Here is a 23,906-nt window from a genome sequence, read left to right as displayed (position 1 = left end):
TGTTACCCCTGAACTGAATTTCGTGAGGAGAAAGATATGCTGATTCTGACTCGTCGGTGCGCCGAGAGCCTAATCATTGGCGACGGCGAAATCACCGTGACCGTGCTCGGCGTCAAAGGAAACCAGGTACGAATCGGTGTGAATGCGCCTAAAGAAGTGGCCGTCCACCGCGAGGAAATCTACCTGCGGATCAAGAAAGAGAAGGACGAAGAACCAAGCCATTAATTTTTATCGATTTTTTTTCAAAAAAGAGTTTGCAAACGGGGAAGGCTCTGGTTATTATACGCCCCGTGTTGCGGAGAGGTGGCCGAGTGGCCGAAGGCGCTCCCCTGCTAAGGGAGTATACCTCACAAGGGTATCGGGGGTTCGAATCCCCCCTTCTCCGCCATTATTCATGTAGGACGCTGTAATCTGCCTGAATCGCGTAAGTCGTTGAAATTAAACGAAAAAGTGGTTGGCAAAAAGATTTAGCGGCCTATAATGCGCGGTAACAAATGCACTCATAGCTCAGCTGGATAGAGTACTCGGCTACGAACCGAGCGGTCGGAGGTTCGAATCCTCCTGAGTGCACCATACGACGAAGCGGTTTCTTATAGAAAGTTGCTTCAGCTGTAACCAGAGGTGATCTGGTCCATCAAGCGCCAACCCTGCACTCATAGCTCAGCTGGATAGAGTACTCGGCTACGAACCGAGCGGTCGGAGGTTCGAATCCTCCTGAGTGCACCATACGACGAAGCAGCTTTCTTCTGGAAAGTTGCTTCAGCTGCAACCAGAGGTGATCTGGTCTATCAAGCGCCAACCCTGCACTCATAGCTCAGCTGGATAGAGTACTCGGCTACGAACCGAGCGGTCGGAGGTTCGAATCCTCCTGAGTGCACCATACAACAGAAAGCCCGCCTTCTTAGGCGGGCTTTTTGCTTTTCCGTGTCCTATCTTTTTATTGCTGACATGTGTTTTTTTATCTTGGTTGCCGTCGCACTGATAGATGCGCAGGTTGTCTGAGCTATGTCTCGCAAACGATTGTTCTAACCGCGATTTTTTCAGCCCCCTGACAGGACAAGCGGTGTATGATTGCGCCCGTCAGCCCCGCCGGGGCTTGTGGAATACCACCATGGACTTACCCAGTAGTTACTCAATAGCAAGTTTTGCCAATCAAGATCTGACTGATTGATTCTCCCGGCGTGCTCCGCTGCTGGGAGTGGAGTTCGCCTATGACTGAAATCGAAGCAAAAAAGACGCAAGAGAGCTTGCAGGATCGCCTGGCTCAGGTGGTCGAACTGCTGCAGCGTCAACGCCTGGTCGAAGACCTGACCCATCGCCAGGAAGGTCATCACCACGACCTGGTAGAAAACCTCGTTCACCGCCAGAACCTCGTCGAGCTGCAGCGTAAGCTTGATGATCTGCACTCTGCTGACGTCGCTTATATTCTCGAAGCCCTGCCTCTGGACGATCGTCTGACTGTCTGGCAGTTGGTCAAGGCCGAACGCGACGGCGACATCCTGCTGGAAGTATCCGACTCTGTTCGAGAAACACTGATCGCCGACATGGACGATCATGAGTTGCTCGCAGCTGCCAAGGAGATGGACGCCGACGAACTGGCTGACCTGGCGCCCGAGTTGCCGCGTGATGTCGTCCATGAGCTGATGGAAACCCTTGATGGCCAGCAGCGTGAGCGCGTGCGCTCCGCGTTGAGCTATGACGAGGAGCAGGTCGGTGCGCTGATGGACTTCGAGATGGTGACCATCCGCGAAGATGTCAGTCTCGAAGTGGTGTTGCGTTATCTGCGTCGGCTCAAGGAGCTGCCAGGGCATACCGATAAACTGTTCGTGGTCGATTACGACGGTATTCTCAAGGGTGTGCTGCCGATCAAGCGTTTGCTGGTCAATGATCCGGACAAGAAAGTGGCCGACGTCATGGCCGACGATCCAGTGGTGTTCCACCCGGAAGAGGACGCCTACGACGCGGCTCAGGCCTTTGAGCGTTACGACCTGGTATCTGCACCGGTAGTGGACAAGAACGGTCGCCTGATCGGCCGTTTGACCATTGACGAGATGGTCGATCTGATCCGTGAGGAAAGTGAGACCGAAGTGCTGAACATGGCCGGTCTGCGCGAAGAAGAAGATATCTTCGCTTCGGTCTGGCGTTCGTTGCGCAACCGTTGGGCGTGGCTGGCGATCAACCTGATCACTGCCTTTATGGCGTCGCGTGTGATCGGTCTGTTCGAGGGGTCAATCGAGAAGCTGGTGGCCTTGGCGGCGCTCATGCCCATCGTTGCGGGCATTGGAGGTAACTCCGGCAACCAGACCATCACCATGATCGTGCGGGCCATGGCGCTCGACCAGGTCAGCCCGGGCAACACCACGCGCCTGATGCGCAAAGAGCTTGCGGTCGGCTTGATCAATGGCCTGGTATGGGGTGGTGTGATTGGTGTGGTGGCGTACCTGCTGTACGGCAGTTGGTCGCTGGGTGTCGTGATGACTGCGGCAATGACACTCAATCTGTTGCTCGCGGCATTGATGGGGGTGTTGATACCAATGACTCTGGCGCGCCTTGGTCGCGACCCTGCGATGGGGGCCAGCGTGATGATCACGGCGATGACCGACAGCGGCGGCTTCTTCATTTTCCTGGGCCTGGCTACTATCTTCCTGCTCTAAGCCAGTTAAATCGCAGCCACAAAAAAGCCAGCTTACGCTGGCTTTTTCAATTGCGCTGGCGATCTTCAGGACGCGTCTGCAGCCATCTCGACGTCGTGGGCAATCAGCGCCACCAGGGCATTCTGCTGGCGATGGGAAAGTTGACGGAAGCGTTGCAGCAGTTCGCGCTCATGCAATGACAGCTCCGGGCTGTCCAGGCGCATGCTCAGTTCATCACCCAGAGCTCCTTCCTGGATCAGGCTCTGTTCCAGGCGGGCAATGATTTCAGAGTTCATGCTGCGGTGGTGGTGGCGCGCTACCTCGGCAATGCGCTCACGCATTCCGTCGGGGAGGCGGACGACGAACTTGTCAGCGGTGCGGCTTGAGTAAACAGCCTGTTTCATTGGGCGCATATAATTGACCGGTTTTAGTTCAGGGGAAGCGGTTCTCGAAATTGGCCGCACGATCACAGTACGACCATCACGGTGACAAAATGTTCAACCTGAATTGTGAATGAGGGTTGGATCATGCCTCATTGTCGCCGGTTCCTTGGCGTCAATTCTGTGACAAATATTGAACCGGATAAAGGCTTTTTGCCAGTACCAATTATCAGAAATGAGCACTGGTTTGAAAAGCTAACATTTTTCCATTTTGCAGCCCGTCGGTAGATAGAGCTTCACCGTGTAGGAAACAGGCGAAATAGCGCTCGGAAAGCGTCTAGAATGCGCGAGCTTTCCTACCAATGAGCATAGTGGCTATGCAGCATGACGCAAGCGCCGGACCCCGTACAGCACTCTCTGGGGCTTTGATTTATCTGATGGGCCCCTCGGGGGTCGGTAAGGACTCCCTGATCGATGCGGCCCGGGCAAAATTGCTGGAGCACAACGTTGCCATTGTTCGGCGGGTAATCACCCGGTCCGCTGAAGCCAAAGGCGAGGATGCTGTCGGTGTATCCGTCGAACGCTTCGAGCAACTGTGCGCAATGGGTGAGTTCGCGTTGCACTGGCGAGCCAATGGTCTTGCGTATGGCATTCCCAAGGAGATCGATAGCTGGTTGCAGCAGGGGCGTACAGTGCTGGTAAACGGGTCACGCGCGTACCTGGCTGAGGCCCGCGAGCGCTACCCCGATTTGCTCGCGATACTGCTAACGGTTGATCCGCAGGTACTGCGCCAACGCTTGTTGGCCCGCGGCCGGGAGAGTCTTGAGGATATCGAACAGCGCTTGGCTCGCAGTCAGCAGCTGCAATTGGCCGATCAAACTGTTTGCGTACTGGACAATTCCGGCCAGCTTGACGACACCGTAGCGCAGTTAATGGCGCTGTTGCGTGAGCGCGGAGTGCTCAGCGGGCGATAAAGGTCAAAAACTCAGTCGTTCGCTGACAGCCACGACAGGCACGCTGGGTGTTTGCTGTGAAACGGTGGCGTTAGTTGCGGGATCACCGAAGACTGCCAATTTTGCAGCCATCGCCGGGGCCCGAGGCATGGACGAAACCGTCGAGGCTTGCGGTTGCAGGACCAAACCTATCAAGGCGACCAATGCCAGGGCGTTGAGCAGAAGCAGTGTGCGGTTCATCTGGCAGACTCCACTGGGGTAAGAGGCGGTTGCCGGGCCTATTTTTTATAGAGAAGAAACTGCACACCACATGCCAGTGTTGTTTTGGTTTATTTTCCTTAAAATTCAATGGTTTACATATGTTTTTGTTTGGCGCTTTCATGCAATCTGCAATAATGGCCGACTGCCTTGTTGCAAAATGCCCGATTCTTACCGCGAAGAGAGCAAAGGGCATTGGCAAAAAGCCCTACGGATGACATGACAAACGCCGGCTCGCTGGTTAACATGCACGCCGTCCGTTGTCGCGCAGCGCTCGTTGCCGGCCCTATGTCTCAGTAGCTCAATTGGATAGAGCATCCCCCTCCTAAGGGGAAGGTTGGCAGTTCGAACCTGCCCTGGGACACCATACGTTCAAGGCGTCGATGGTTTCGATTACGCAATCGCAACTAGGGGCGAACTCCTTGTCGAAGTTCGCGTTCATGCCTCAACGTCGGATGAGCCAATCCCGACGTTTCCCTCTTGGCGATGATCTCATCGTTCACGTGAAACTGATGGATCAATCCTTTCAAATTTGCTGCGCACCAGCGCTTCAAGTTTTCGTTGATCAGCCTCAAATCCGCGAATGCCCTCTGCCAACTTCTCGGTGGCCATTGCATCTTCATTAAGCTCCCAGCGAAAAGCAGCCTCAGTGATGCGGGAAGGGCGATCTTCCCGACTCTCGATCTGCGCCATGGCCCGTACCACAACGCCGTCTTTCCCCTCTAGCTCTTCGAGAAGCGAGGGGCTGATAGTTAAGCGGTCACAACCCGCCAGCGCCAGGATTTCACCGCTGTTACGGAAGCTGGCGCCCATTACCACCGTCGGGTATTTATGAAGGCGCAAATAGCGATAAATCTCGGCTACCCGTACAACACCTGGCTCCTTTGCAGGTGGGTAGATGACATCCGGAGTGTTCTTGCGATACCAGTCGAGGATGCGACCAACAAACGGTGAAATCAGGTAGGCACCCGCTTCGGCACAGGCGCGTGCTTGAGTGAGGCTGAAAATCAGGGTCAGGTTGCACTGGATGCCTTCTTGCTCCAGCACCTGAGCCGCACGAATGCCTTCCCAAGTCGCTGCAAGCTTGATCAAGATGCGATCACGACTTATGCCTGAAGCCTCATACAATGCGACAAGCTTGCGGGCTTTAGAAAGGCTGGCTTCGGTGTCGAAAGACAGTCGGGCATTGACCTCTGTCGACACGCGGCCATTTACGTGCTGCAGAATCAAGCCGCCCATAGCAACGACCCAGCGGTCGCAAGCATCGTCGACGCGTTCATCGAGAGAAGCATCTAGACGTTCGCAGTCGGCAGTGATCTTATCCAGAAGACTGTCGTATTGGCCCGATTGCGCGGCCTTGAGGATCAGTGAGGGATTGGTCGTGGCATCTTGAGGAACAAAGCGGCGGATGACATCAAGATCGCCCGTGTCCGCGACGACGGAGCTGAGTGTTTTCAATTGGTTGAGCAAGCTGGGCATGGGTTTCCTTTCCTCTTTTAGTTTGTGACTGTGCGCCGATCTGGCGCATCCAGACCTGCACGACTTGGTCATTCGCTCAGCAGTGCCAAGGCATGCATGCTGGGTTTCAGGGCCAGGTAGATGTTGCAATATTGCTCGAACATAAGGTCATACATGCGCTTGTTGTCAGGGTTGGGCTGAGCGCGCGGGCGAAGCGTTCGCCAGTCACGAACCTGCGCCAGCGTGTCGATGGCGCCGATAGCCAAGGCTGCCAGCATGGCTCCACCCAAGGGTGCTTCAACTTCTTCTTCAATAGTTAGAACCGGATAACCCGTAACGTCGGCGATGATTTGCATCCAAAGGTCGGACGCTGATGCGCCACCTACCACAATCAGTTCGGGGTGTAATCTCACGGGGCCTCGTTGGCCGCACTCCATGTTGTGACGAAGGGCAAAGGCCAGTCCTTCAAGAACAGCTCGATACATATGGGCTTTGGTGTGGAACAGCGAAAGCCCGACGTACGATCCGGAGGCTTGCGCATCCCAGACCGGACTTCGTTCGCCCATCAGGTAGGGGAGGAAGATCAGGCCGTTTGAGCCCGGTGGCGTTCTGACTGCTTCAAGTTCCATCAGGTCGTGCACGTCAACGTCGGGCAGTAGGGCTGCCGCTTGTTTCTCCTGTGCGCAAAACTGATCCCTGAACCAACTGACCGATGCACCGGCGGCTATCGCACCTCCAAAAATGTAGAGGTCTTCGGCAGGATTGTGCACGGAGGGCATGCTGATGAGGCCGAAGTCAGCGTCGGTGTTGGGGTTGATAAAACCCCAGCACATGCTGGTACCTATCATCGCCACATGATTACCAGGTTCGACAACTCCAGCAGCTAATGTCGCCATCGCAGCATCTACTCCGCCTGCGACTACTGGCGTTCCTGCGACGAGTCCCAGCTTGGTTGCGGCCTCGGGTAGCAGATGACCCACTATGTCGCTGGATTCCACCAGTCGCTGCGGCATGAGTTTCGCGTCAATGCCGAGCGCTTCGAGCATGGGTACGGACCAGGTTCTCGCCTTGATGTCGTAGATGCCGCCAATGTTTCCGGCGGAGCTGTGATCCACGCTCAGCGCGCCGGTGAGGTGGTATTGCACATAGCTGTTGGGCGGAAGCAGATATCGCGTTTTGGCCCAGACCTGCGGTTTGTGGCGTTTGAGCCAGAGGATCTTGGTGTAACCGTAATAGCTGTCGATGCCATTCCCGCTTATTTGCTTTAGCTGTTGCACATCGATGTTCTGGCGAACCCACTCCACCTCTGCCTGGGCACGTCTGTCCATCCATATCAGGCACGGGTGCAGCGCCTTGATGTTTTCATCTACTGCAATCCCTGACCCGCCGTACAAGCTGCTCACGCAGATGGCTTTAATTTCACTGGCAGGCACCGAGCTTCTGGATACAGCGCTGGCTACCGACTCATATACCGCAGCAAGCCATACCTGCGGCCATTGTTGGGCCCAGAGAGGTCGCGGTTGCTCAATTTTGTAGGCAACTGACGCTTGGGAAATGATTGCGCCTTCGGTAGACATCAGCAGCGCCTTGGTGCTCTGAGTACCTATATCAACTCCAATCACGTAACTCATATTCCGCTTCATCGCATGATGACCTTTACGTCGGGCGTGACTCATCTTTACAGCGCTTTGTTAAAAGCACAGTAATGGTGAGAGGAGGGCATTTGCTAGTTGGTAATGTAGACGTTTACATTTTCTGACTAAAAAAAACGCCAGTTACAGTTTGGTCCGTGTTTGAAGCCACGTTGATACTGTAGGGCGGGAAATGTTAACGTGTACATTGGATTCAAGCTAGCATACGCATTTTGCCTTTACAATAGACCTCACTTTCAGCCTGCGCCCCATGGGAGAGCACAGGGAAAGGTCGTCTATGAACGCTAGTGTGGACAGTAATTTCATGACAAAGCCGAGCAAAGCTACCATCACTGACATCGCAAAACGGGTCAATATGACCACTGTCACTGTCTCCCGTGCCTTGAACAGGCCCGAGAAGGTTAAGAAGGAGACACTTGCGCAAATTTTGGAAGTGGCACGTGAGCTCAACTACGTACCCAACGCTTTCGCCCGAAACCTCAAAAGCCGGGAAAGCCGACTGTTCGGGTTAGTGACTGCAAGCCTGGACAACCCCTTTTACGGGGAGGTTATCAAGGCGATCACCCGGGAGGCGAAAAGGAGAGACTTTTCCCTGATGCTCTTTGACACAGACGGCTCGGCAGAGTTGGAGGCCAGGGCTATCGATACCTTGCTGAGCTATCAGGTCGCCGGAATCGTACTGTCGGTAATTTCGGATGATGATGATTACCATCCAAGCTATCTGCCCAAGCTTGAAATGGCTGGCATCCCCGTCGTTCAAATTGACCGAAAACTCGCCAATGCGCCTTTTGCTGGCGTTTACCTGGACAATCAGGAGAGCGGATACCGGGGGATCTGCGCATTGCTCGATCAGGGGCATCGGCACTTCCTGGTGGTGGGCGGCCCTGAGCGATCAAATATCACCTTGTCTCGTCTGGCGGGTATTCGCCGAGCACTGGATCAGTACCCAGAACCCACGTCATTGGATGTTCTGCACGGCGATTACACCCAGGGGCCTGCCCGTGAAGCGGTGAGTGAATACCTGGCAGGCGGCAAGCGCCCGGATGCCATTTTTGGCCTGAACCTTTTGATCACCCTGGGTTCACTCGAAGCCATGCGCCAGCACGGAGTATCCCGTAAGGACATTCAGCTTTTCAGCATTGATCGGGTGCCTTACGCCGATCTCTACGCAGAACCGATCCCTTGCATCAGTCATGACACCTACGCGCTTGGATTGAGCGCGATAAACATGCTGCTGAAAAAAATTGACGATCCTCAATACGTTCCCTCAGATGAGGTCGTGAGAGGGCAGTTGCAGCGCTAGAGCCGGCGTTGATGATTTTGCTGACAGCTGCTTTCTGTGGCTTATCGCTACAATGTTAACGTTGACATCGCTAAATCCTGCCCTCTACATTCTCCCTCCAGACGTTTTGCAGCTTGGAAATGTAAACGTCAACATTACTCCCACAACAACAACGGTGCCTCGCCCAAGCGGGGCCAAAAGGAGATTTCTGATGGCTAACGAACTTGTTGGCAAAGTCGCAGGCGTGACAGGGGCAGCATCGGGTATTGGCTTGGCGACCGTCGAAGCCATGGTTGCCGCAGGAGCTCGCGTCGTGTTGATTGATCGTGATGAGCCTGCTCTGCAGCGCGCTTGTGACCGTCTCGGCGAAGCGGCTGTGCCACTGGTGATCGACCTGTTGGATCCGCAGAGCTGCGCTTCTCTTCTAAGCGGCGTTTTGGACAAGACAGGTCAGCTTGATATTTTCTATGCAAACGCAGGCAGCTATATCGGCGGCGATCTGGTCGAGGCTGATGGGGCTGGCATTGATCGGATGCTCAACCTCAACATCAATGCAGTCATGAAAAACATCCATGATGTGCTCCCCCACATGATCGAACGGGGGGCTGGAGACATCGTCGTCACCGGCTCAGTTGCAGGTCACTTCCCCGTCTCGTGGGAGCCTGTTTATGCAGCCTCCAAATGGGCGATCAATTGTTTTGTGCAGACTGTTCGGCGCCAGGTCAACAAACATGGCATTTGCGTTTCTGCGGTGTCGCCAGGTCCTGTGCACAGCGCGCTACTCGCCGATTGGCCTGAAGAAAACCTGAAAAAAGCCAAAGAGAGCGGCAGTATTATCAACCCCTGTGAAGTGGCCGACGCGGTGATGTATATCCTGACCCGACCCCGTCATGTGACCATCCGCGACATGGTCGTTCTGCCTTCTGCTTTCGACATGTAAGGACCGTGTTAGCAAAATACCCGGTGCTAGACGCACCGGGTCATTTCTCGTTTACCTGGCCCCAAACCCCGTGGCATCGCGCGCAAACTGAAGCTACGCTTGGGGCAGCGAGCAGGTAATCCATGAGAATAATTAAAAGATGAAAACCTCAGCCAATGTGATCGGTTTTGCAGTGAAAGTATTCAAGGCAGAGTGGCAAAACCTGGTGTTGTGGGCGTACTTGCTATCGCCGTTGATCATTAGGCTGATAACCAACTATCACTACTCACAAATTGATTTGCTGGCGTTTTATACCATGGGTATTTCATTGCTCTGGTTGTTGGCTATTCGGTTTTCCTCGGTCAATCAGTTTAAGTTTCATCTTATTCTGCTGCCATTTTATCTGGCAGCCGCTGTCGATTTGTTTTTGGTGTTGAATTTCAATTCGAGGTTGACGGCTGCCTACCTTTTTATCGGTATGACCAACTACAGGGAGGCCGACGACTTTCTGCCGACCTATTGGCAACCTATCAGCTTCGTTCTGATCACTTTTCTGATTTGCTATGGGGCTGGGCTGATAGGGCTGTACAGGCGTGAACATTATGAAAATAAAGGTATTTTTGCGCTGACCCTTTGCGCCTTGGTGCTTGGGTATGGAGCGTACTTTTACAAGACCGTGAAGGTTAACTCGCTCGGGGCACATGCAGTGCTTGATCTGGTTGCCAAGGATCAAAGTACGCCGGTAGGTTACTTGTCCCAGGCAGGCCTGACTGCGCATATATACAGTGAATCTAAAAAACTTATCAAGCAGCGGCAGGCGTCGGAAGTAAAGTTGATGACTGTGCCGACAAAGTCAGCCATAGAAACCCTGGTGTTCGTGATCGGTGAATCGTCGCGGCCGCATAATTGGTCGTTGTACGGCTACGACAAAAAAACTACACCAAACCTGGATAAGCAAACAGGAATTTTCAAGTTCAATCGTATGTGCACGACCGCCCCCTACACAGCCGTGGCGGTACCCTCGATGCTCAGCCTGGAGCCCATTTCGGATTGGGATTCGATTGCCTCGACCAAATCGCTGGTGGGCATCTATCGCGCAGCCGGGTACAAAACCTATTGGTTGTCGGTACAGGAGGTCGATAGCTTCGGCGGTATCATTCCGCAAATAGCTGCAGAGGCCAACCACCGCCAATATTTTGAAAGAAGCTTCGATGGTGCATTGATTCCTGCGTACGAGAAAATCCTGAGCCAGGGGGCGGGAGAGAAGCAGGCCATATTCATTCATGTGAAAGGCAGCCATTTCGACTACTCGCGCCGATACCCGGATGATTTCAAGCTCTTCACGCCATCCTCCAACAGTGCCAAGGAAAAAATTACCGCAGAGTATGACAATACGGTGCTGTATACCGATTGGCTGCTAGGGACAATTATCGATAGGCTCAAGCGTACCGAGAAGCCCTCACTATTGTTCTACTCCTCGGATCATGGCGAAAACTTGTTGGACGATAACCGCGAGTTATTGGGCCACGGCATGGGTAATGAATATGATCTGCTGGTCTCAGCATTCATTTGGGCATCTGACAATGTCAGGCATCAACCGTCACTCAACCTAATGAAGCTGAAAGATAGAGAACATCAGAAAATCAGCATATCGTCGTTGTCTCATACGCTGCTCGGCGCTACCGGGGTGCTGACCGATAAGTACAAAAGCTCATATGATCTGTTGAGTGATGATTTTGTTACCTCAAATTGTCCGCACCTACTCGCTGGCGTCTATGTGCCGAAATTCGATTTTGAACTGTTGAACAGTGCTCGGTGAATGTGGCGCGGGCGGACTGGAGCGAAGCCGTCCAGGACAAGGGAGAGGGTCCATGAGTCAAGCACCTGAATCGGCAGTGCCGACGGTTCCATCTGTAGCGTTCGAAGGCGCTCAATTGCAAACCTTGCTGGACCTGATCAGCGACGGTATCTGGGATTGGAATGCCAATACCGGCTATGTATACCGTAACCCTGGTTGGTACAAGATGCTTGGGTATTCCAGCCATTCCCTGGATAACTCTGTGTTGACCTGGGAGCGTGTGATTCACCCCGAAGATTACTCGCGGGTGATGGAGCATTTTGAGGCCTACATCACGCAGCGCGCTGAGCAGTACAAGGTGCAATACCGTTGTAAGTGCCGGGATGGCAGTTACCTGTGGATCGAAGACAGCGGTCATATTATCGAGCGTAATGCCGACGGTTCAGTTGCGCGGATGCTCGGGGCTCATCGCAACATCGATGCCAGCAAGCGCCTGGTGCAGCAGTTGGAGCAGCAGAACTCCTCGCTGGAGGCATTGGTGGCGGAGCGCACGCGCGAGTTGTCGTGGGTCAATCAGCAACTGCAGCGCCAGCTGGATGAGAATCGTGATTTGGCTGAGCGTGATGCGCTGACCTTGATCGCCAACCGCTATCGCCTGGAGAAGGTGCTGCAGCAGGAGTGTGAACGCGCTCGACGTTTTCGCCAGCCATTGTCGCTGATTGTGATGGATGTGGATGACTTCAAGCCCATCAATGACCGCTACGGCCATGGCCGAGGCGACAGTGCGTTGATCGATATAGTCGGGCGGGTTCGAGAATGCCTGCACAGTACTGAGCTGTTGGCTCGCTGGGGGGGAGATGAGTTTGTCGTGGTGATGGTCGACGCTTCGCTCGAACAGGCTCGGCGACTGGCCGCCACCATCCGTCAGGCATTGGAACAGGCGCCCTCCGTGGGCGAGTACCCATTGACCATGAGCTATGGTGTGGTACAGCTTCAGGAGGGGGAAGACCACGGGCAAATACTGATGCGGGCGGACCAAGCCTTGTACCGGGCAAAAGCGGCCGGGAAAAACAGGGTGTGCGAGTAACTTCACAGTAATACAAGCAAGGTACAGCGCAGCGTCTACCAGTTCTGGGCCATCGGCGAAGGACCAGCGTGTGCGGGAAATAACGGCAGAACCTCTTCGCCCAGCTCCTGGATTATCTCTTGCGCGGGACGCTGGGCCAGGTGGATGCCTAGCGCTGCGTGGTTCACACCGGCATCGCGCCATTCACCGAACAATTCAATCAAGCCCTTGCGTCCGGTTCGCAGTACATACCCACCGCGTAATGGTGTACGTGGAAAGTTCGCGTCTTCATCCAGATCGATCCATTCATTGGTAACGTGAGGGCGAAAGCCCTGGTCCGGAATATGGCTGCGCCAGGCACGAATTTTTTCTCCAAGTTGCCGTGGTCCCGAAGCAGAGTGAGTGGCTTGGGGGTAGGTCAGCCAACCGTCGGCATGCTCACCCAGCCACGGCAGTGATTGACGGGATGAGCCGGTGACAAGCAAGGGAATGTTGCCAGTAACAGGCCTGGGTAGCAGCTGCGCTGCGCTGAGGTTGCCCAGTGGTGAGGCGATGTTGGTCTCGGTACCTTGCAGCAGCTGCCGAAAGTAATCCACCGCATCGGCGAAACGTTCGCCGCGCTCGCTGTACTCCAAACCATACGCCGGAAATTCCACCGGACGGTCGCCCGAGGCGATGCCCATGACCAGACGCCCACCGCTGAGTTGGTCGATGGTCGAAGCGGCCTTGGCCAGGTCGATAGGATGGCGCAGGGAAAAGATAGCGCTGCCAGTGGCCAGGGCGATTCGTTGGGTTTTCGCGGCCAGGTAGGCCAGGTAGGTGAAGGGGTCAAAGATTTGCCCGGCATCGCCGAAGGACGGATCGAACAGCGGAACGTCCCGTACCCAGACGGCAGCGAACCCAAGGCGGTCGATTTCGCCGACAAGATCGGCCTGGCCTGCAAGTACGCCCAGGTCGCCCTGATAAAAGCGTAATGGCAGAAACATGCCTAGGGTCAATTCACCATCCGCGAACATCCTCTGGTAGCCAGGGTGCGCAGCAAATGCCGGAGCGCTGGCTCCGACGGTAGCAGGCGTGTTGCCGATTGCAGTGTGGTTCATGCCGATGCTCTCCAAGTGAATGTCACGGACCGGTTGCCGGTTGCGGCAAGCTGATGCCGCGCTGCACGGCGGGCCGTAGCTCCATGCGCTCATACCAGGCGTTCAGGTGATTGAAACGGCTGAAGTCGAAGTCGATGATGCGTGCGATGTGCATCCATCCGAAGGTGGCGATGTCGGCGATGCTGTACTCCGGACCGGCAAGCCAGCGGTTGTGCGCCAACTGGTTGTCCAGGGTGGTGAAAGTCTGTTGCGTAAGGTCTCGATAGCGCTCGATAGCGGCCTGAATGGGGGGGTGTTCGAACAGCTCGAAATGCACCCGTTGACCAAGAATCGGCCCCATGCTCGAGGCGTGGAACATCAGCCATTTGATGGCCGCCCAGCGCAAAGTTGGATCGCTTGGCAGCAGCTGCCCGGTTTTTTCTGCCAGGTACAGCAGGATCGCCGCGGACTCGAAAAGGGTGATGCCAGATTCCTGGTCCACCAGTACTGGAATGCGCGCATGCGGATTGAGTTGAAGAAAAGCAGGGTCATGATGGTCGCCCTGATCGATGCGAACATGCTTGAGTGCGTAGGGCAGACCCAGTTCCTCAAGGGCGATGGTGATTTTGAAGCCATTAGGTGAGCTATCGGTATAAAGCGTTAGTGTAGGGTCGTTCATCGTTCGCTTCCGTACTGTATGGAGCTGGTCAGGTGAGATACTGACCGCTATCCTAGTGAGCCGTTGTAGGCTTGAAAAACGATGATTCCTTTTCTATGAGATTAGAATTTCTAACCTGAGGGTGGCCTGTGGGAGCCGTTTTACCGTTGTTGGCATTACGTGCCTTTACCGAAACCGGGCGGCTAGGCAGCCTCAAGGCGGCGGCCGAACGCTTGGGCGTGACCCCAGGAGCGATCAGCCAGCAGATACGTTTGCTGGAGGAACGCGTTGGGGTTGTGCTGTTTGTGCGTGGTCATCACGGCGTCCATCTCACCGAGGCAGGAGCCCGGGTACACGCCAGTCTGCTGCGTGGTTTTGATCTGATTGAGAAGTCCTATTCGACGCTGGAAAACTTCTCGGTAGAAAAAACGCTGACAATCAGCACAGTGCCTTCGTTTGCAGCGTCCTGGCTGGTGCCGAGGATCGGCGCTTTCAGTGCCCTGCATCCGCACATTGAGGTGCGTGTCGAAGCGTCGGCCAAGCTTGTGGACTTTAATCGCGACCGCGTAGATATCGCCCTGCGTCATGGCCTCGGCAGCTACGCAGGGCTTGAGTCGATTCGGCTGATGGCGCCGGTACTCTTGCCGGTGGCAAGTCCACAATTGTTGGCCCAGGGCCCGGCTATCAATGAGCCGGTTGATTGTCTGGATTACCCGCTACTGCAAGACAGTGATCGTGCCGATTGGCCGTTGTGGTTGCAGGCCCACGGTGCGCAGGCAGGCGACGAGGCGCAGCGCGGGATGAGCTTCGACGACGACTTGCTGCTGTTGCGCGCGGCGGCGGCCGGCCAAGGCATTGCGCTGGTCCAGGATACGCATGCTCAGGAAGACATCGACTCCGGCAGGTTGATCGTCGCGCTGGACAAGCCCTGGCCTTCGCGCTTCGCTTACTACCTGGTCAGTCGTCCCGACATCTTGCAGCGTCCTGAAGTGCAGGCATTCGTCAACTGGATCAAGGCTCAAGTGCAAAGTCTGCCTGTGCGTTGAACCAGGGTAGAGGCAAAAAAATACCCGCTGCGCGCTCGCACAGCGGGTCAAATCGGCCTTGGCCGCTTCAGTGTGTTACAGGTTACAGATGCAGGGCGTGACCAAGCGCCCGCAATGCCGCTTCCTGGACGGCTTCGCCCAGGGTTGGATGGGCATGAATAGTGCCCGCCACGTCTTCCAGGCGTGCGCCCATTTCCAGTGATTGCGCAAAGGCCGTCGACAGTTCCGAGACGCCGACACCGACAGCTTGCCAGCCCAGGATCAAGTGGTTGTCACGGCGGGCGACGACACGGACGAAGCCGCTTTTCGATTCCAGGGTCATGGCCCGGCCGTTGGCGGCGAAGGGGAACTGCGCGACGATGCAGTCTATGCCTTCGTGTTCGACAGCGTCGGGGGTCTTGCCGACCACCACCAGTTCCGGATCGGTGAAGCACACCGCGGCAATCGCAGTGGGTTCAAAGCGACGGGTTTTTCCAGCGATGATCTCGGCAACCATTTCGCCCTGGGCCATGGCGCGGTGAGCAAGCATCGGTTCACCGCTCAGGTCACCGATGGCCCAGACGTTACGCATGCTGGTCTGGCAACGTTCATCGACGGCCACCGCAGCGCCGTTCATTTTCAGTCCCAGGTTTTCCAGATTGAAACCTTGGGTACGAGGCTTGCGCCCCACGGCGACCAATACCTGATCGGTTGCAATCTGCAGCATTGCGCCGGCTGGATCACGCACTTGCAGCAGCTTGTTGTCGGCGTCGAAGCCTTCAACACTGTGCTTGAGGTAAAGGGTAATGCCGAGTTTCTTGATCGACTCGGCGACCGGTGCTGTCAGCTCGCTGTCGTAGGTTGGCAGTATCCGTTCGCGGGCCTCTACCACACTGACGTCCACGCCGAGTTTGCTATAGGCGATTCCCAGCTCCAGGCCAATGTAGCCACCGCCAACCACCGTCAGGCGTTGGGGCAAGGTAGTGGGGGCCAGCGCTTCGGTAGATGAGATAACCGCGCCACCTAAAGGCAGCATCGGCAACTCCACCGTGCTGGAGCCGGTTGCCAGCAACATGTGCTCGCACTGAATACGTTGGCCATCGACCTCAACGCTTTTGCCATCGAGGATTTTTGCCCAGCCGTGGATCACCTTGACCCCGTGCTTTTTCAGCAGGGCAGCAACACCGCTGGTGAGGCGATCGACGATGCCGTCTTTCCAGGCCACGCTCTGCGCGATGTCCAAGCTTGGCGGTGCAACCTTGATGCCCAGGTTCGAATGCTGGCTGTGCTGGCGAGTCTGGTGGAACTGCTCGGCAACGTGGATCAGCGCCTTGGAGGGAATGCAGCCCACGTTCAGGCAGGTGCCGCCAAGGGCCTGGCCCTCGACCAGAATGGTAGGAATGCCCAGTTGGCCTGCACGGATGGCTGCGACGTAGCCGCCGGGACCGCCACCGATGATCAGCAAGGTGGTGTTTTGAGTCTGTTGCATGGTTACTCCACAAACAGGCTGGCAGGTTGTTCGAGCAGGCCGCGAATGGCCTGGATGAAGAGTGCCGCGTCCATGCCATCGACCACGCGGTGATCGAACGAGCTGGAGAGGTTCATCATCTTGCGAATAACGATCTGGCCATTGACCACCATTGGTCGCTCGACCATGCGGTTGACGCCGACAATGGCCACCTCGGGGGTGTTGACCACAGGGGTGGAAACAATACCGCCCAAGGCGCCCAGGCTGGTCAGGGTAATGGTCGAGCCCGACAGCTCTTCTCGGCTGGCCTTGTTGCTGCGAGCCGCGTTGGCCAGGCGCACGATTTCACCTGCGTTGTTCCACAGGCTGCCGGCCTCGGCATTGCGTAGCACCGGCACCATCAGGCCGTTATCGCCCTGAGTGGCGATGCCGACATGCACCGCGCCGTGGCGAGTGATGACCTGGGCTTCATCGTCGTAGGTGGCGTTGATCTGCGGGAACTCACGCAAGGCCACGACCATCGCACGCACCAGGAACGGCAGCAGGGTCAGTTTGCCGCGGCTGTCGCCCCATTTCTTGTTCAGGTGTACACGCAGCTCTTCGAGCGCGGTGACGTCGATCTCTTCGACATAACTGAAATGCGCAACGCGGCGCTTGGCATCTTGCATGCGCTGGGCGATTTTGCGGCGCAGGCCGATGACCGGGATCTGTTCGCTGTCGGTGCGTTTGCTGTAGCCGGCAGATGCACCTTGGGTGCCCTGGGTCGGCGTGGTCAGGAACGCGTCGAGGTCTTCGTGCAGGATGCGCCCGGCCGGGCCGCTGCCGTGGATGAAGCGCAGTTCAATACCGGCATCCAGGGCACGCTTGCGGATGGCAGGAGAGGCCAATGGGCGCTCGCCGGCCGCGCGCGGGACGATCGGGCTGGGCTGATGAGCCGAAAGCACGGGTGGGGTGGGCTTGCTGGCTTCTTCGCGGGGCAAGCTTGCTTCCACCGGTTCTACAACAGATGGTGCAGGCGTGGGTTCAGCAACTTTGCTGGTGCCTTCCTGGTGATTGCCGGCGCCTTCTACCTCGATGCGGATCAGCTCGCTGCCGACGGCCATGACCTCACCGGGCTGACCACCCAGGGCCAGTACCTTACCGCTTACCGGCGAGGGAATTTCCACCGTGGCTTTGTCGGTCATGACATCGGCCACGACCTGATCTTCGGTGACGGTATCACCGACCTTGACGAACCATTCCACCAACTCGACCTGTGCGATGCCTTCACCGATATCCGGCATCTTGATGACGTGCGTGCCCATTCAGACCTCCATTACCCGTTTCAATGCCGCGCCCACCCGTGAAGGGCCTGGGAAATACGCCCATTCCTGCGCATGCGGGTAGGGGGTATCCCAACCGGTCACGCGTTCGATCGGGGCTTCGAGATGATGGAAGCAGTGTTCCTGAACCAGCGAAATCAACTCGGCGCCAAAACCGCAGGTGCGGGTGGCTTCGTGCACGACTACGCATCGACCGGTCTTTTTCACCGAGGCAACGATGGTCTCCAGATCCAGCGGCCACAAGCTGCGCAGATCGATGACTTCAGCGTCGACTCCACTTTCTTCGGTGGCCACTTGTGAGACGTACACGGTGGTGCCGTAGGTCAGGACTGTTACATCGTTGCCGGGGCGAGTGATGGCAGCCTTGTCCAGAGGGACGGTGTAGTAGCCATCAGGAACGGCGGCGGCAGGGTGTTTTGACCATGGCGTTACCGGGCGGTCGTGGTGGCCGTCGAATGGGCCGTTGTACAGGCGCTTGGGCTCCAGGAAAATCACCGGGTCATCATTCTCGATCGAGGCGATCAACAGGCCTTTGGCGTCGTAGGGGTTCGAAGGCATCACCGTGCGCAGGCCGCAGACCTGGGTGAACATTGCCTCGGGACTCTGGCTGTGGGTCTGGCCGCCATAAATACCGCCGCCGCAAGGCATACGCAGGGTCAGCGGGGCGATGAACTCGCCAGCCGAGCGGTAACGCAGGCGCGCCATTTCCGAGACGATCTGGTCGGAGGCCGGGTAGAAGTAGTCCGCAAATTGAATCTCGACCACCGGGCGCAGGCCATAGGCACCCATGCCCACGGCTGTGCCGACGATGCCGCTCTCGGAGATCGGTGCGTCGAAAACCCGCGACTTGCCATATTTGCTCTGCAGGCCCTCGGTGCAGCGGAACACGCCGCCAAAGTAGCCAACGTCCTGGCCGTATACGACCACGTTGTCATCGCGCTCAAGCATGATGTCCATGGCCGAGCGCAGGGCCTGGATCATGGTCATGGTAGTAGTCGCCATGGCGGTTTCCAACTGGATGGTGGTGTTGTGATCGTTCATGTCAGATCCCCAGTTCCTGGCGCTGCCGGCGCAGGTGCTCCGGCATCTCCTTGTAGACGTCTTCGAACATGGAGGCAGGGCTTGGCATCTGGCCGCCGGCCAGGGTGCCGTACTGCTCGGCTTCTTTCTGCGCCTTGATGATCTCGGCCTCGAGCTCGGCGGTAACCGCCAAGTGTTCTTCCTCGGACCAGTGGCCGATGGCGATCAGGTGCTGCTTGAGCCGGACAATAGGGTCGCCCAGGGGGAAGTGGTTCCAGTCGTCTGCCGGGCGATACTTGGACGGATCGTCCGAGGTCGAGTGTGGACCGGCGCGGTAGGTGACCCACTCGATCAGGCTTGGGCCCAGGCCGCGACGGGCGCGTTCGGCTGCCCAGCGCGAAGCGGCGTAGACGGCGATAAAGTCGTTGCCGTCGACGCGCAGCGAAGCGATACCACAACCGACGCCACGACCGGCGAAAGTGGTCGACTCGCCACCGGCGATGGCCTGGAAGGTGGAGATTGCCCACTGGTTGTTGACCACGTTGAGGATCACTGGCGCGCGGTAGACGTGGGCAAATGTCAGGGCAGTGTGGAAGTCGGATTCGGCGGTTGCGCCGTCACCGATCCAGGCCGAGGCAATCTTGGTATCACCTTTGATCGCCGAGGCCATGGCCCAACCCACAGCCTGTACGAACTGGGTGGCCAGGTTGCCGCTGATGCTGAAGAAACCAGCTTCGCGCACCGAGTACATGATCGGCAATTGACGGCCTTTGAGCGGGTCACGCTCGTTGGACAACAGTTGGCAGATCATCTCGACCAGCGACACATCGCGGGCCATGAGAATGCTTTGTTGGCGGTAGGTGGGGAAGCACATGTCCGTACGGTTGAGGGCCATGGCCTGGCCGCTGCCGATGGCTTCTTCGCCCAGGCTCTGCATATAGAAGGACATTTTCTTCTGGCGCTGGGCAACCACCATGCGGCTGTCGAACAGCCGGGTCTTGAGCATGTTGCGCATGCCCTGGCGGAGGATTTGCGGGCTGATGTCCTCGGCCCATGGGCCCAGGGCATTGCCTTTGTCGTCCAGTACCCGGATCAGGCTATAGGCGATATCCGCGGTTTCGGCGGCTTCTACATCAACGGGAGGTTTACGGACCTTGCCGGCATCGTTCAGACGCAGGTAGGAGAAATCAGTCTGGCAGCCTGGCCGGCCGGTAGGCTCGGGCACATGCAGACGCAGGGGGGCGTACTCGTTCATGCTTTTTTACGCTCGCTCTGTCTTGTGTTTTTGTTGAGCTTTGAAGCGGTCGCTACTGAAACCCCGGCTTGTGACTAGGGAGTCAGTCTTGTCCTACATAATATTCGGGCGCCTGAAGAATATTTCTCTCAAGTTCATTGCCTTTATTCCGGCTTGCGGATAAACATTCTAGATAAAGACAAAAAACAGGTGAAATTGTCTCATGCGTAAACTGGATCGCACGGATATCGGGATTCTCAACAGCCTTCAGGAAAATGCCCGGATCACCAACGCTGAACTCGCGCGCTCGGTCAACCTGTCGCCCACCCCGTGTTTCAACCGGGTAAAAGCCATGGAAGAACTGGGTGTCATTCGCCAGCAAGTGACCCTGCTGGCGCCGGAAGTGTTGGGCCTGGACGTCAATGTGTTTATTCATGTCAGCCTCGAAAAGCAGGTGGAACAATCACTGCATCGCTTTGAAGAAGAAATTGCCGAGCGTCCGGAGGTCATGGAGTGCTATCTGATGACAGGTGATCCGGATTACCTCTTGCGGGTGCTGCTGCCGAGTATTCAGGCCCTGGAGCGCTTCCTGGATTACCTGACGCGTTTGCCTGGGGTGGCCAATATTCGCTCCAGCTTTGCCTTGAAGCAGGTGCGCTACAAAACCGCCCTCCCGTTGCCGGCCAATGGCCTGACCTTGCCGGGGTAATTGCGAAGGCTGGCGCGGGGTAAGCGCTGCTGCTGGTGCTGCAGCGCTTGTAGGAAATTTCGATCAGCCCCGTTCTGGGTGCTTGAAATTCCGAACGCTGCGCGCCTATGTTGTAGTCATCGCCTTTACCGGCATGCGACAACATTAAGGATAGTGTCATGACGACCAGTGGCCAGTGCTCCCTCGCCGAACGATTGACGGGCATTGATGAAATCGAGTGCATCACACCGGACCTCAACGGTGTACCCCGCGGCAAGGTAATGACGGCTGAAGGTTTTCTTGAGGGCCGCCGTTTGCAGATGGCCCGTGGCGTGCTGCTGCAGTGCATCATGGGTGGCTATCCGCCTGCACGTTTCTACGGCAGCGACGATGGTGACCTGGCGCTGGTTGCCGATGATCGCCACATTCATCGCCTGCCCTGGAGCGACGAACCCCGCGCCCTGGCGATCTGTGATGCAGTGGAACTGACCGGCGCCAGCTCCGGGTTGTCTACACGCGGTCTGCTCAAGGCGGTGATCGCCCGTTATGCCGCCCTTGGGCTGGCACCGGTGGTAGCGACTGAGCTGGAGTTCTTTGTTTTCGCCCCCAACAGTGATCCAAACCAGGCGTTTCTTCCGCCGCTGGGCAAGGACGGTCGTCGCGAAGAAGGGCAGTCGGCCTTCAGTGTCAGTTCCAACAATGGCCTGCGTCCGTTCTTCAATGAGGTGTATCGCTACATGGAAGCGCTGGGCCTGCCGCGCGATACTTTCATGCATGAAATGGGCGTCAGTCAGTTCGAGATCAACCTGTTGCACGGTGATCCCCTGCTGCTGGCCGACCAGACGCTGCTGTTCAAGCATTTGCTCAAGGAGGTTGCACTCAAGCATGGCCTGATCGTGGTGTGCATGGCCAAACCCCTGGCGCATACGCCGGGAAGCTCCATGCATATTCACCAGAGCCTGGTGCAGATCAGCGATGGTCATAATGTGTTCAGCGATGCCGACGGTGCGCCGACCGCCACCTTCCGACATTTCATCGGTGGTTTGCAGGCCTGTATGGCGGACTTCACCGCGTTGTTCGCGCCCAACGTCAATTCCTATCAGCGCCTCTGCCATCCCTACGCCTCACCCAACAATGCCTGCTGGTCAGAGGACAATCGCGCTGCCGGTTTGCGTATCCCGGCCAGCTCGCCGGTGGCGCGGCGGGTGGAAAACCGCTTGCCCGGTGCCGACACCAACCCTTACCTGGCCATTGCTGCCAGCCTTGCTGCCGGCCTGCATGGCATCGAACAGCAGCTTGAACCTACTGCGGCGATCCAGGGTGAGTTCGAGGTGCCGGATCATTTGAGCCTGCCATGTACCTTACATGCGGCCCTTGAGCGTCTGAAGCGCAGTGAGCTCGCTCGGGAAATGTTCGGCAACGAATTCATCGACGGCTACATCGCTACCAAGAGTATGGAGCTGACCAGTTTCTTTGATGAAATTACCCCGTGGGAGCGTCGAGTGCTGGCGGCACAGGCGTAGGTTTTTTTCGTTCCCGGGGCCTGCAGTACCGCTATTTTCACTTATGCTTTCATGCAGTTTTTCCACCTGCTCAAGGGGCCGTTCGGGACGCTGATGCGACAGATCTGGAAGTCTTTTCGCGCGCTGTATTTCGCTGCGCTGATGATGTTGATTGGTTCCGGCTTGTTGAGTACCTACCTGGCCCTGCGCCTGGCTGCCGACCATGTCGACAGCCTTTGGGTGGGTGCGTTAATGGCGGCCAACTATTTTGGCCTGGCCCTGGGTGGCAAGATCGGTCACCGCCTGATTGCCCGAGTCGGGCATATACGCGCGTACGCTACCTGTGCCGGTATCGTCGGCGCGGCAGTGCTTGGCCATGGCCTGGTCAGTTGGTTGCCGGCATGGCTGTTCCTGCGGGTTATCGTCGGCCTGGGCATGATGTGCCAGTACATGGTCATCGAAAGCTGGCTTAACGAGCAGGCAGACGCCAAGCAGCGGGGCGCGGTGTTCAGTGGCTACATGATTGCTTCGTACTTGGGGCTGGTGCTCGGCCAACTGATACTGGTTGCCCACCCGCAATTGGGACCAGAGCTGTTGATGCTAGTAGCCATGTGCTTTGCCTTGTGCCTGGTGCCGGTGGCGATGACTCGCCGCATTCACCCGGCACCTTTGCACCCTGCGCCAATGGAGCCGCGCTTCTTTATCAAGCGGGTGCCTCAATCCTTGAGTACGGTGCTCGGCTCGGGCTTGATCGTCGGTTCGTTCTACGGTCTTGCACCGTTGTATGCGGCGAAGCAGGGGTTGAGCACTGAATACATCGGACTGTTCATGGGCTGCTGTATTTTTGCTGGTCTGCTGGTGCAGTGGCCTTTGGGTTGGTTGTCCGATAGGCATGACCGTGCCTTATTGATCCGCAGTGTAGCGGTGGGCCTGGCGATTGCGGCATTGCCCTTGGCGATCATGCCGACCGTGCCAATCGTGGTGCTGTTTGCTGCGGGCTTTATCGTGTCGTTGCTGCAGTTTTGCCTGTATCCCCTGGCGGTGGCTTTTTCCAACGACCATGTGGAGAGCGAACGGCGCGTTTCGCTGACCGCCATGCTCTTGGTGACCTATGGCGTTGGCGCCAGTATTGGGCCGCTGGCGGCGGGGGTGATGATGAAGATGTTCGGCACCCAGATGCTCTATGCTTTCTTTGTCTTTTTTGCCCTGGTGCTGGTATGGCGGATCCGTCCGAAGGCGGTTACAGGTTTGCACCAAGTCGACGATGCACCGCTCAATCACGTGGCCATGCCGGCAGCAGGCTCACCGCTGTCGGCGGCGCTCGACCCGCGGGTCGATGAGCAAGTGGTGCAGGATCAGATGCAGGCGCCGGTGGCGGCTGAAGATACTGAAGGGGAAGACGCCAGCGTCGAGGCAGACAATGTCGCTGGTGGGGGAGTGGGGAAGCCGGCGTCGCTGTGAAGTCTTGCGTGGGGCAAGCCGTCTCTACCGGATTCGGTAGGCGCGGACTT

General features: G+C 56.9%; 21 protein-coding genes and 5 tRNA genes. 16 read left to right on the top strand and 10 right to left on the bottom strand.

Translation table 11 applies throughout. The features are described 5' to 3' along the window. Positions 1 to 36 precede the first annotated feature (36 nt). The 6 genes from csrA (at position 37) to mgtE (ending at position 2,654) form a co-directional block, all read left to right on the top strand. Positions 37 to 225 (top strand): carbon storage regulator CsrA, encoded by a 189-nt coding sequence (gene csrA / locus H8F21_RS24210; protein WP_002554426.1) that lies wholly within the window; start codon positions 37 to 39, stop codon positions 223 to 225. 72 nt (positions 226 to 297) lie between these two features. Next, positions 298 to 388 (top strand) — tRNA-Ser (locus H8F21_RS24205). Between the two features lie 108 nt (positions 389 to 496). Further along, a tRNA-Arg gene (locus H8F21_RS24200) sits at positions 497 to 573 on the top strand. A 76-nt stretch (positions 574 to 649) separates the two neighbouring features. Beyond that, positions 650 to 726: transfer RNA gene (locus H8F21_RS24195), tRNA-Arg, on the top strand. Between the two features lie 77 nt (positions 727 to 803). After that, a tRNA-Arg gene (locus tag H8F21_RS24190) sits at positions 804 to 880 on the top strand. Positions 881 to 1,211: 331 nt separating this feature from the next. After that, positions 1,212 to 2,654: a magnesium transporter gene (gene mgtE, locus H8F21_RS24185; RefSeq protein WP_203585510.1), complete on the top strand. Its 1,443-nt coding sequence runs from the start codon at positions 1,212 to 1,214 to the stop codon at positions 2,652 to 2,654. 65 nt (positions 2,655 to 2,719) lie between these two features. On the opposite strand, the gene H8F21_RS24180 is transcribed toward mgtE, so the two are convergent. Next, the gene (locus H8F21_RS24180) at positions 2,720 to 3,046 is read right to left on the bottom strand and encodes an Arc family DNA-binding protein (protein ID WP_038616878.1); all 327 of its coding nucleotides are present in this window, start codon (positions 3,044 to 3,046) and stop codon (positions 2,720 to 2,722) included. 344 nt (positions 3,047 to 3,390) lie between these two features. Here H8F21_RS24180 and phnN point away from each other — a divergent pair, with 344 nt between their 5' ends. Then, positions 3,391 to 3,987: a phosphonate metabolism protein/1,5-bisphosphokinase (PRPP-forming) PhnN gene (gene phnN / locus H8F21_RS24175; protein WP_203585509.1), complete on the top strand. Its 597-nt coding sequence runs from the start codon at positions 3,391 to 3,393 to the stop codon at positions 3,985 to 3,987. Between the two features lie 3 nt (positions 3,988 to 3,990). Here the strand turns inward: phnN and H8F21_RS24170 are convergent, their stop codons facing one another. Continuing rightward, complete coding sequence (locus tag H8F21_RS24170; RefSeq protein ID WP_203543975.1) at positions 3,991 to 4,206, bottom strand: hypothetical protein; 216 nt, start codon at positions 4,204 to 4,206, stop codon at positions 3,991 to 3,993. A 308-nt stretch (positions 4,207 to 4,514) separates the two neighbouring features. Here H8F21_RS24170 and H8F21_RS24165 point away from each other — a divergent pair. Next, positions 4,515 to 4,591, top strand: a tRNA-Arg gene (locus H8F21_RS24165). Between the two features lie 125 nt (positions 4,592 to 4,716). On the opposite strand, the gene tal is transcribed toward H8F21_RS24165, so the two are convergent. Next, positions 4,717 to 5,703, bottom strand: a complete 987-nt coding sequence (tal, locus tag H8F21_RS24160; protein ID WP_203585508.1) for a transaldolase — start codon at positions 5,701 to 5,703, stop codon at positions 4,717 to 4,719. A 68-nt stretch (positions 5,704 to 5,771) separates the two neighbouring features. After that, the gene (locus H8F21_RS24155) at positions 5,772 to 7,313 is read right to left on the bottom strand and encodes an FGGY-family carbohydrate kinase (protein ID WP_203585507.1); all 1,542 of its coding nucleotides are present in this window, start codon (positions 7,311 to 7,313) and stop codon (positions 5,772 to 5,774) included. Between the two features lie 298 nt (positions 7,314 to 7,611). On the opposite strand from H8F21_RS24155, the gene H8F21_RS24150 reads away from it, so the two are divergent. The 4 genes from H8F21_RS24150 to H8F21_RS24135 all read left to right on the top strand — a co-directional run bounded on the left by H8F21_RS24150 (position 7,612) and on the right by H8F21_RS24135 (position 12,420). Then, positions 7,612 to 8,637: a LacI family DNA-binding transcriptional regulator gene (locus H8F21_RS24150; protein ID WP_236043197.1), complete on the top strand. Its 1,026-nt coding sequence runs from the start codon at positions 7,612 to 7,614 to the stop codon at positions 8,635 to 8,637. Positions 8,638 to 8,827: 190 nt separating this feature from the next. Beyond that, a complete protein-coding gene (locus tag H8F21_RS24145) occupies positions 8,828 to 9,556 on the top strand; it encodes an SDR family oxidoreductase (RefSeq protein ID WP_203585506.1) in 729 nt (242 codons plus the stop codon). Between the two features lie 139 nt (positions 9,557 to 9,695). Next, positions 9,696 to 11,354 (top strand): phosphoethanolamine transferase, encoded by a 1,659-nt coding sequence (locus tag H8F21_RS24140; RefSeq protein ID WP_203585505.1) that lies wholly within the window; start codon positions 9,696 to 9,698, stop codon positions 11,352 to 11,354. 52 nt (positions 11,355 to 11,406) lie between these two features. Then, complete coding sequence (locus H8F21_RS24135; RefSeq protein ID WP_203585504.1) at positions 11,407 to 12,420, top strand: sensor domain-containing diguanylate cyclase; 1,014 nt, start codon at positions 11,407 to 11,409, stop codon at positions 12,418 to 12,420. A gap of 35 nt (positions 12,421 to 12,455) precedes the next feature. On the opposite strand, the gene H8F21_RS24130 is transcribed toward H8F21_RS24135, so the two are convergent. Both H8F21_RS24130 and H8F21_RS24125 read right to left on the bottom strand, forming a co-directional pair. Further along, entirely contained in the window at positions 12,456 to 13,499 is a 1,044-nt protein-coding gene (locus tag H8F21_RS24130; RefSeq protein ID WP_236043196.1) for an LLM class oxidoreductase, read from the bottom strand. Between the two features lie 22 nt (positions 13,500 to 13,521). Then, positions 13,522 to 14,157, bottom strand: coding sequence for a glutathione S-transferase family protein (locus H8F21_RS24125; RefSeq protein WP_203585503.1), 636 nt, complete (start codon positions 14,155 to 14,157; stop codon positions 13,522 to 13,524). A 128-nt stretch (positions 14,158 to 14,285) separates the two neighbouring features. On the opposite strand from H8F21_RS24125, the gene H8F21_RS24120 reads away from it, so the two are divergent. Further along, positions 14,286 to 15,182, top strand: a complete 897-nt coding sequence (locus H8F21_RS24120) for a LysR substrate-binding domain-containing protein (protein WP_203585502.1) — start codon at positions 14,286 to 14,288, stop codon at positions 15,180 to 15,182. Positions 15,183 to 15,264: 82 nt separating this feature from the next. Here the strand turns inward: H8F21_RS24120 and lpdA are convergent, their stop codons facing one another. The 4 genes from lpdA to H8F21_RS24100 are packed head-to-tail and all read right to left on the bottom strand — an operon-like array spanning position 15,265 to position 20,226. Continuing rightward, positions 15,265 to 16,650 (bottom strand): dihydrolipoyl dehydrogenase, encoded by a 1,386-nt coding sequence (gene lpdA / locus H8F21_RS24115; RefSeq protein WP_203543968.1) that lies wholly within the window; start codon positions 16,648 to 16,650, stop codon positions 15,265 to 15,267. A gap of 2 nt (positions 16,651 to 16,652) precedes the next feature. Then, on the bottom strand, positions 16,653 to 17,933 hold the full coding sequence (locus tag H8F21_RS24110; protein ID WP_203585501.1) for a dihydrolipoamide acetyltransferase family protein: 1,281 nt from the start codon (positions 17,931 to 17,933) through the stop codon (positions 16,653 to 16,655). Further along, positions 17,934 to 18,992: an alpha-ketoacid dehydrogenase subunit beta gene (locus H8F21_RS24105; RefSeq protein WP_203585500.1), complete on the bottom strand. Its 1,059-nt coding sequence runs from the start codon at positions 18,990 to 18,992 to the stop codon at positions 17,934 to 17,936. A 1-nt stretch (position 18,993) separates the two neighbouring features. After that, entirely contained in the window at positions 18,994 to 20,226 is a 1,233-nt protein-coding gene (locus tag H8F21_RS24100; RefSeq protein WP_203543966.1) for a 3-methyl-2-oxobutanoate dehydrogenase (2-methylpropanoyl-transferring) subunit alpha, read from the bottom strand. A gap of 202 nt (positions 20,227 to 20,428) precedes the next feature. On the opposite strand from H8F21_RS24100, the gene bkdR reads away from it, so the two are divergent. From bkdR to H8F21_RS24085, 3 genes are all read left to right on the top strand, one after another. Beyond that, positions 20,429 to 20,914: a Bkd operon transcriptional regulator BkdR gene (gene bkdR / locus H8F21_RS24095; RefSeq protein ID WP_045189126.1), complete on the top strand. Its 486-nt coding sequence runs from the start codon at positions 20,429 to 20,431 to the stop codon at positions 20,912 to 20,914. 260 nt (positions 20,915 to 21,174) lie between these two features. After that, complete coding sequence (locus H8F21_RS24090) at positions 21,175 to 22,416, top strand: glutamine synthetase family protein (protein ID WP_203585517.1); 1,242 nt, start codon at positions 21,175 to 21,177, stop codon at positions 22,414 to 22,416. A gap of 93 nt (positions 22,417 to 22,509) precedes the next feature. Continuing rightward, positions 22,510 to 23,856, top strand: coding sequence for an MFS transporter (locus H8F21_RS24085; RefSeq protein WP_203585499.1), 1,347 nt, complete (start codon positions 22,510 to 22,512; stop codon positions 23,854 to 23,856). Positions 23,857 to 23,906: the final 50 nt, after the last annotated feature.

This window comes from Pseudomonas arcuscaelestis, assembly GCF_016881005.1.
Lineage (GTDB): Bacteria > Pseudomonadota > Gammaproteobacteria > Pseudomonadales > Pseudomonadaceae > Aquipseudomonas > Aquipseudomonas arcuscaelestis.
This window is presented reverse-complemented; position numbering and strand designations above follow the sequence as displayed.